Source organism: Corynebacterium otitidis ATCC 51513, from assembly GCF_000296405.1.
Lineage (GTDB): Bacteria > Actinomycetota > Actinomycetes > Mycobacteriales > Mycobacteriaceae > Corynebacterium > Corynebacterium otitidis.
In genome coordinates this window covers 199663-207385 of the sequence record NZ_JH815194.1, presented here as the reverse complement: position 1 = coordinate 207385, position 7723 = coordinate 199663, and the positions used below count along the sequence as shown (strand labels likewise).

At 71.7% G+C, this 7723-nt stretch carries 8 protein-coding genes and 1 tRNA gene; 5 read left to right on the top strand and 4 right to left on the bottom strand.

What is annotated here, in order from left to right:
- Nucleotides 1-269: 269 nt before the first annotated feature.
- The 3 genes from HMPREF9719_RS06355 to HMPREF9719_RS06345 form a co-directional block, all read right to left on the bottom strand.
- Nucleotides 270-346 (bottom strand) — tRNA-Pro (locus HMPREF9719_RS06355).
- A gap of 77 nt (nucleotides 347-423) precedes the next feature.
- Nucleotides 424-1347 carry a metallophosphoesterase gene (locus HMPREF9719_RS06350; protein ID WP_004601164.1) on the bottom strand — a complete coding sequence of 308 codons (924 nt, stop codon included), beginning with the start codon at nucleotides 1345-1347 and terminating at the stop codon, nucleotides 424-426.
- 34 nt (nucleotides 1348-1381) lie between these two features.
- The gene (locus HMPREF9719_RS06345) at nucleotides 1382-3745 is read right to left on the bottom strand and encodes a transglycosylase domain-containing protein (RefSeq protein WP_237737894.1); all 2364 of its coding nucleotides are present in this window, start codon (nucleotides 3743-3745) and stop codon (nucleotides 1382-1384) included.
- 164 nt (nucleotides 3746-3909) lie between these two features.
- Between HMPREF9719_RS06345 and HMPREF9719_RS06340 the strand changes: the two genes are divergently transcribed.
- The 4 genes from HMPREF9719_RS06340 to HMPREF9719_RS06330 are packed head-to-tail and all read left to right on the top strand — an operon-like array spanning nucleotide 3910 to nucleotide 5841.
- Nucleotides 3910-4314, top strand: a complete 405-nt coding sequence (locus HMPREF9719_RS06340; protein WP_004601162.1) for a WhiB family transcriptional regulator — start codon at nucleotides 3910-3912, stop codon at nucleotides 4312-4314.
- 25 nt (nucleotides 4315-4339) lie between these two features.
- On the top strand, nucleotides 4340-4501 hold the full coding sequence (locus HMPREF9719_RS09535) for a DUF4177 domain-containing protein (RefSeq protein WP_004601161.1): 162 nt from the start codon (nucleotides 4340-4342) through the stop codon (nucleotides 4499-4501).
- A 5-nt stretch (nucleotides 4502-4506) separates the two neighbouring features.
- Nucleotides 4507-4971 carry a RidA family protein gene (locus HMPREF9719_RS06335; protein WP_004601160.1) on the top strand — a complete coding sequence of 155 codons (465 nt, stop codon included), beginning with the start codon at nucleotides 4507-4509 and terminating at the stop codon, nucleotides 4969-4971.
- Nucleotides 4972-4998: 27 nt separating this feature from the next.
- Complete coding sequence (locus HMPREF9719_RS06330) at nucleotides 4999-5841, top strand: MBL fold metallo-hydrolase (RefSeq protein WP_004601159.1); 843 nt, start codon at nucleotides 4999-5001, stop codon at nucleotides 5839-5841.
- A gap of 112 nt (nucleotides 5842-5953) precedes the next feature.
- Here the strand turns inward: HMPREF9719_RS06330 and glxR are convergent, their stop codons facing one another.
- Entirely contained in the window at nucleotides 5954-6637 is a 684-nt protein-coding gene (gene glxR, locus HMPREF9719_RS06325; RefSeq protein WP_004601158.1) for a CRP-like cAMP-activated global transcriptional regulator GlxR, read from the bottom strand.
- 285 nt (nucleotides 6638-6922) lie between these two features.
- On the opposite strand from glxR, the gene HMPREF9719_RS06320 reads away from it, so the two are divergent.
- On the top strand, nucleotides 6923-7528 hold the full coding sequence (locus tag HMPREF9719_RS06320; RefSeq protein ID WP_004601157.1) for a TlpA family protein disulfide reductase: 606 nt from the start codon (nucleotides 6923-6925) through the stop codon (nucleotides 7526-7528).
- Nucleotides 7529-7723: the final 195 nt, after the last annotated feature.

Sequence of the window (7723 nt, the reverse complement as noted above, 5' to 3'; positions counted from 1 at the left end):
CGCCGACCGCGCGGCTGCCCGTCGTGCCCGACGAGGCCGAGCAGCCCCCGCGCGAGCGGTGGGGCGGGCGGCACTCCGCCGCCCCGGAGGGCGCGGCCGAGGAGGTCGAGCGCGACCGGTTCGGGCGCATCGTGCGCCGCCGCGACAAGGATGACGACTAAGGGGAGGACTCTCCCTCCCACCCGGGGATAGAGAAACAGCCAGGGCCCCGCTCGGCGAGAGTGCCGATCGCGGGGCCCTGGCTTGTTGTTCCGGCTGGACGCCGGTCGTGGTCGGGATAACAGGATTTGAACCTGCGACCTCCTCGTCCCGAACGAGGCGCGCTACCAAGCTGCGCTATATCCCGTGGCGCTCGCATCACTGTAGCGAAGCGCGAGGGTGAAGACAAAACCCCAGGTGGCGGCCGGCACCGGCCGGGGCGGGCTAGGAGTCGTCCCGCGCGGTGATGCGCAGCAGCGTCGCCGAGGGGCGGCAGAACAGCCGGAACGGAACGTACTTCGAGGTCCCCAGCCCGTTGGACACGTGCAGCGCCATGCCGTCGAACTCGCTGGGGCCCTTCGCGCGGGCCCTGTCGATGCCGCAGTTCGTGACGATCGCCCGCCCGCCGGGCAGGCAGAGCTGCCCGCCGTGGGTATGCCCCGCGAGCGCGAGGTCGTAGCCGTCGGCCGCGAACTTCGAGAGCACCCGCGGCTCGGGGCTGTGGGTGAGCCCCAGCGAGAGGTCCGCCTCGGGGTGCGGCGGCCCGGCGATCTCGGCGTAGTCGTCGAGGTCGTGGTGCGGGTCGTCGACGCCGGCGGCCGCGATGCGCAGCGGGCCCGCCTGGAACTCGTGGCGCGCCTGGTTCGCGTCCAGCCAGCCGTGCTCGAGGAACGCGGCGCGCATCCCGCGCCACGGCAGCTCCACCGAGCTCGGCTCGTGCTTGCGGCCCAACAGGTAGGAGAACGGGTTCGCCGGCCGCGGCGCGAAGTAGTCGTTCGAGCCGAAGACGAAGATGCCCGGCACGGCGAGCAGCGGCCCGAGCGCCGCCATGACCTCGGGCACGCCGGCCTCGTCGGAGAGGTTGTCGCCGGTGTTGACGACGAGGTGCGGGTGCAGCCCGGCGAGCGCGTTGACGAAGGAGATCTTCGAGCGCTGGCCCGGGATCATGTGCAGGTCGGAGACGTGGAGGAGGCGAAACTCCTCGCCCTTAGCGAGCGTCCCCGGCTTGAGCAGCGGCAGGGTGTGCTCGTGGAGCTCGAAGCGCTTGAGCTCGCTGTAGCCCCACGCCGCGGTCGCGGCGCCGAGCCCGGCCCCGGCGGCGGCGAGCGCGCCCAGGGAGGAGACGATCTTCTTCGCGGTGATGTGCACCTAGCCGACTGTACGGCCCGGGTGCCGCGATCGCCTAGTTGTCGTCGTCGCCGTTGAGCTGCTCCTCGATCTCGCGGGTGAGCTCGTCGACGCGGTCCTGCCAGTTGTCGGCGTTACGCTCCGCGCGGCGCGGCTCCCGCCCGTCGGAGACCTCGAGGTCGATCGTGCCGCCGTAGCGGTAGACCGGGCCCTCCGGCCGCACCGCGACGACCTCGTCGCGCTCCCGGCCCTCGCCGAGCACGCGGCGCACCTGGCCGACCTCGAAGCCGTGCTCCTCGAGGAACTCGCGTGCCTCGCGCTCGGACATGCCCTCGACTTCGCGCAGCGCGGCCTTCGCCTTGCCCTCGTTGAAGACGGGGTCGTGCTCGGCGACCCCGCTGCCGCCCTGGGGGATGCGCTCGGCGAGCTGGAACCACGTGTCCGCCGGCTCGTTGCCGCCGAAGAGGTTCCCGTCCGGGCACTGGCGCACCGGGCCGCTGCACAGCGGCGTGGTCTGGGTACCGTCGTTGAAGATATAGGGCGCGGCCGCCATCTCCGAGGTGAAGCCGAGGAACGCGGCCGAGAGGTTATCCGAGGTCGTGCCCGTCTTCGCGGAGACGTCCCCGTCGAAGCCCGCGGCGTTCGCGGCGCGCTGGGCGGTGCCGTTGTTCGAGTCGTCGGACATGCCCGCGGCGAGCGCGTCGGCCGCGCCGGGCTCGAGGACGTCCTCGCACTCGGGCCGCTCGAGGGGCACCTGCTCGCCGGTGGCGTTGTTGGTGATCTCGGCGATCGGGTTGGGCTCGCACCAGCGGCCGTGCGCGGCGATCGATGCGCCCACGTTGGAGAGCTCCAGCGGGTTGACGGCGGTGGGGCCGAGCACGAAGGAGCCGAGGTTGTTGTCCTTGAACACGTCGGCGAGCGCGGCGTCGCTGTCGTCGAAGGAGCCGGGCTTCTCGTGGCTGCGCAGCCCCAGCGCGGTCGCCATGTCGACGACCGGCGCGACGCCGAACTCCTCGATGAGCTGCACAAACGTCGTGTTGGGCGACTGGGCGAGCGCCTGGCGCAGGGTGAGTGTACCGGGGTAGGAGCCGGAGTTCTCCACGCAGTAGGCGCCCTCGGGGCAGCCGGCGGCGCCGCCGTCGCCGAGCCCGTAGCCCTCGTAGCGGTTCGGCACCGCCAGCGGCTGGTCGAGGCCCATGCCCTGGTCGAGGGCCACGGCGGCGGCGAAGATCTTGTAGACCGAGCCCGCGCCGTTGCCGACCATGGTGGTGGCCTGCGGCAGCATCGTCTCGTGGGCGTCCTGGTCGAGGCCGTAGCTGCGCGAGGAGGTCATCGCGAGGATGGGCCGCTCGTCGGTGGGGGCGACGACGTTGAGGACCTCGGCGACGCCGGGCTCGCCCGGGTCGACGTTGCCGGTCGCGACCTCGCGCGCGGCGTCCTGCACGCCGGGGTCGAGGGTGGTGCGGATGGTGTAGGAGCCGCCGGCGATGTCCTCGGCGCTTAAGCCCTTCGAGTCGAGGTAGTTGAGCGCGTAGTCGCACATGAAGCCGCGGTCGCCCGCGGTGATGCACCCGTTGGAGAGGCCCTGCGGCTCGTCGAGCACGCCGAGCGGCTCCTCCTTGTAGCCCTCGGCCTCCCCGGCGTCGAGGTAGCCCTGCTGGGCCATCGCGTCGATGACGGTGTTGCGCCGCTCGAGGGCGCCGTCGGGGTTGGCGTACGGGTCGAGCCCGGAGGTGGACTGCACCAGCCCCGCGAGCATCGCGGCCTGCGGGACGGTGAGCTCCGCGGCGGAGGTGTCGAAGTACGTGCGCGCCGCCGCCTCGACGCCGTAGGAGTTCGAGCCGAACGGCACGAGGTTGAGATACCGCGCGAGGATCTCGTCCTTGGAGAACATCGAGTCGAGCTCGGAGGCCATGCGCATCTCGCGGAGCTTGCGGGGGATCGAGGTCTCCACCGCGCGCGCCTCCTCTTCGGGGTCGTCGGCCTCGACTAGGAGGAGGTAGTTCTTCACGTACTGCTGGTCGATCGTCGAGGCGCCCTCGGCGACCCCGCCGGAGGAGAGGTTCGCGACGAGCGCGCGCATCGTGCCCTGGAAGTCGACGCCGTCGTGCTCGTAGAAGCGCCGGTCCTCGATCGCGACGATGGCGTCCTTCATCGGCTGCGCGATCTCCTCGCTGGCCACCGGGTAGCGGCGCTGCTCGTAGAGGTAGGCGAGCCGGTTGCCCTCGACGTCGGTGACGACGCTGACGCCGGGGGTCTCGCCGCCGGCGATGTTCTCGAGGTTCGACTCCATCGTCTCGCCGGTGCGCTGGATCGTCACCCCGGCGATGGCCGCCGCCGGGCTGAGCGCCGCGGCGGTGAGCACGCCGGCGATCGCGGTGGCCCCGAGCAGCGAGCTCAGCGGTTTGAAGGTAGACACGCGCCACACTGTACTGCGCAAACGGCGAAAACTGAACAAACCGCCGCCCCTCCTATTGTGATGCAATACATATAAATGCTATAAAGGAGAAACGAATCACACGAGACCCGTCGGGGCCCGGCCGCCGGCGCGGCGACAGCACACCGAAAGAGGGGATGGAGACGATGACGACCTCGTTGGCGGTTCTTGCCCGCCGTGCCCCGGAGGCCGTGTTCGGCCGGCTCGGCGGGGACCGCTCGCCCGCCGAGGCGGTCCGCGAGCGGGAGCTGTGGGTGCGGCACGCGAAGTGCCGGGACATCGACCCCGACCGGCTCTTCGTGCGCGGCGCGAAGCAGCGCAAGGCCGCGGAGATCTGCGACGGCTGCCCGGTCGTGCAGCTCTGCCTCGCCGACGCGCTGGACAACAACGTCGAGTTCGGGGTGTGGGGCGGGCGCACCGAGCGCCAGCGCCGCGCCCTTCTGCGCCACAACCCCCAGATCGAGGACTGGGCGGAGTTCCTGGCCTCGGGCGGGGACGTCGACGAGCTGCAGTCGCTGAGCCGGCCCCGGCCCGCGGCCCGGCGGGGGTAGCGCGAATACGGCTAGGCTTGGCCGCATGACTAAGTGGGAATACTCGACCGTTCCGCTGCTCACGCACGCGACCAAGCAGATCCTCGACAACTGGGGCGAGGAGGGCTGGGAGCTCGTCACCGTCACCCCCGGCCCCAACCCCGAGAACGTCGTGGCCTACCTCAAGCGGCCCGTCGAGGGGGAGTGATCGCCGTGCCCCAGTCGTGGACCGCCCGGCTCGAGGAGCTGGGCATCGACCTGCCGCCGGTCGCCGCTCCGGTGGCGTCCTATATCCCCGCCAGCCGGGTCGGCAACCAGGTGTGGACCTCCGGGCAGCTCCCCCTCGTCTCCGGGGAGCTCACCGCCGCGGGCCACGTCGGCGCGGAGGTCTCCTCGGAGGAGGCCGTCGCCGCGGCGCGCACCGCGTTCCTCAACGCGCTCGCCGCCGTCGACTCCGTCGCCGGCCTGAACAGCATCGAGCGCATCGTGAAGATCACCGGCTTCGTGAACTCCGCGTCCGGCTTCACCGCACAGCCCGCCGTCGTCAACGGCGCCTCCGACCTGGCGGGGGAGATCTTCGGCGACGCCGGGGAGCACGTCCGCTCCGCGGTGGGGGTGGCCGAGTTGCCGAAGAACGCCCCCGTCGAGGTCGAGCTCATCGTCGAGGTCTCGGATTAGCGCACCCGGCGGGCTAGAGTGGGGGCCATGGAGCATCCTGCTTACAGCCAGCTTCGGCGGGTGAGCCCATCCGCCTCGGTGGTGCTGTGCCCCAACCCGAGCTACGCGACCCTCGAGGGCACGAACTCGTGGGTGATCGCCGCGCCCGACGACGAGGTCTCCATCGTCGTGGACCCCGGCCCCGAGGACGAGGGGCACCTCACCGTGCTCAACACGTACGCCCGGGAGGTGGGGGTCGTGCTCATCACCCACCGGCATGAGGACCACGCCGGCGGGGCGGGGCGCTTCAGGCAGCTCAACGGCGCACCGGTGCGCGCCGCCTCGGCGACCCGCTGCGTGGGCGCCGAGCCCATCGCCGACGGTGAGGTCATCTCGGTGGAGGGGGTCACCCCGCAGCTCGAGGCGGTCCACACCCCCGGCCACACGGCCGACGGCGTGTCGTTCTTCGTGTGGTCGGGCGCGCCGCACGAGTCCGAGCTCGAGGGGATCATCACCGGCGACACGATCGCCGGGCGGCACACGACGATGATCTCGGAGAGCGACGGGGACTTGGCGAAGTACCTCGACTCGCTCGAGACCCTCAAGGAGCGCGGCCGCGGCGTGCGGCTTCTGCCCGGGCACGGCCCGGACCGCCCGGATACGGGCGAGCTCGCGGAGAAGTACATCAAGCGCCGCCTCTACCGGCTCGACCAGATCCGCGAGGTGCGCCGGGAGCACGGCTCCGATATCGACCTGCAGCGGCTCATCGACCTCATCTACGACGACGTCGACCCGGTGCTGCGCTACGCCGCGGAGCAGTCGACGAGGGTCGCGCTGCGCTACCTCGACGCCGAGGAGGCCAAGGCCGCTGCCGGCGGCGGCGAGTCCTAGGGCGCGCCGCGTCGGGGGCCCGGCGGGCCCGGGGAGGCGCGGTAGTGAGAAATAAGGCGGGGCGGCCGGGTGAGAATCCCGGCCGCCCCGCCTTAATCTGCGCGCGTGCGCCTTAGCGGGCGCGCTTGGCGAGGTGCTCGGTGTCGATGATGAGCACCGACTTGCCCTCGAGGCGGATCCAGCCGCGCTGCGCGAACGTCGCGAGCGCCTTGTTCACCGTCTCGCGGGAGGCGCCGACGAGCTGGGCGATCTCCTCCTGGGTGAGGTCGTGGTTGACGCGCAGCGCGCCCCCCTCCTGCGTGCCGAAGCGGTTCGCGAGCTGCAGCAGTGTCTTCGCGACGCGGCCGGGCACGTCGGTGAAGATGAGGTCGGCAAGCGAGGAGTTCGTGCGGCGCAGCCGGCGGGCCAGGACGCGGAGCAGCTGCTGCGCGATCTGCGGGTGGTCGCCCACCCAGCTGCGCAGCTGGTTCGAGCTCATCGTCGCGGCGTGCACCTCGGTGACGCAGACGGCGGAGGACGTGCGCGGGCCCGGGTCGAAGATCGACAGCTCGCCGAACATGTCCGAGGGCCCCATCACGGTGAGCAGGTTCTCCCGCCCGTCGCTCGCGTGCCGCGCGAGCTTCACCTTGCCGGAGGTGATGATGAACAGCCGGTCGCCCGGCTCGCCCTCGTCGAAGATGGTGGCGCCGCGCGGGTAGCGCACCGTGTCCATCTTCTCGATGAGGTTGTTCACCGCCGTGGGGTCGACGCCCTGGAAGATGCCGGCGCGGGACAGGATCTCCTGAACTCCTTGCACAATCACTCCTTATGTTGTTCAGCGCTTCCGAGGTGGGAGTCAAAAACTCGTCAATGCTAAGCCTCGGGTCGGCCTGGCTCCGGCGCCCACGTCTGAGCGGCTACAGTGGCCACCAGTTGGCCGCGTGATAATAGCACCGACCGCCGACCATTCTACAGCCGAATAGGTCACGTGCTAGACAAGTTAGTCATCTTCTCACAATTCCCGCCGCGGCCGCGGGCACGCCGGGCCCGAAAAGGCGTGTATTCGGGCGCGCGGCGGATCGAGCGCTAAGGGGGAATCGCGATGAGGCGCCAGGTGTTGGGCTACGTGCTCGCGATCCTCGCGATCGTCGCGGTCGTGGCGATCGCCGCGCCCGCCCTCTTCGACTCCGCGAGCGTGGGCCGCGAGGACTCCGCCCGCGTGAGCCCCACCGACGCCCCGGAGCCGGGCGTGGCGCTCGCCGCGCGGCCCGACTGCCCCGGCGAGGAGATCGCCGGCGTGGAGCTCGGCTGCCTCGGCGAGGCCGAAAGCGGCGAGGGCGAGGCCTCCGCCGATTCCCCGGCGGTCATCAACCTGTGGGCATGGTGGTGCGCGCCGTGCCGCGAGGAGCTGCCGCTCTTCGACGAGCTCGCGCAGAGGCGCCCGGACCTCGTCGTCGCGGGCGTGCACGCCGACGAACACGCGGGCAACGGCGCCGCGCTCTTGGAGGAGCTCGGCGTGGGGCTCGCGTCCTTCCAGGACGACGACAACGCGTTCGCCGCCGCCCTCGAGCTGCCCCGGGTCGTGCCGATCACCGTCGTCGTCGCCGGCGGCGAGCCGGCCGCGGTCTACCCCCGGACGTTCAGCACCGTCGAGGAGCTCGAGCGCGCCGTCGACGAGGCGCTCGCCGACGCGCCCGCCGCGGGCTAGCGGCGCGCGGCACCAGATACGACCGAGTTTTCCGACGCGACCGAGGGGAGGGGCCTAGATGGCCGGCGAGGACAACGCGACGCCGCCCGGCTGGCTCGACCGGCTGACCGCCGCCGGGGGCGAGTGGAGCTGGTGGCCGCCGCTCGTGCGCGCCACCGCCGTCGGCCGCGGCGGGGACGAGACGCGCGCGCCGGC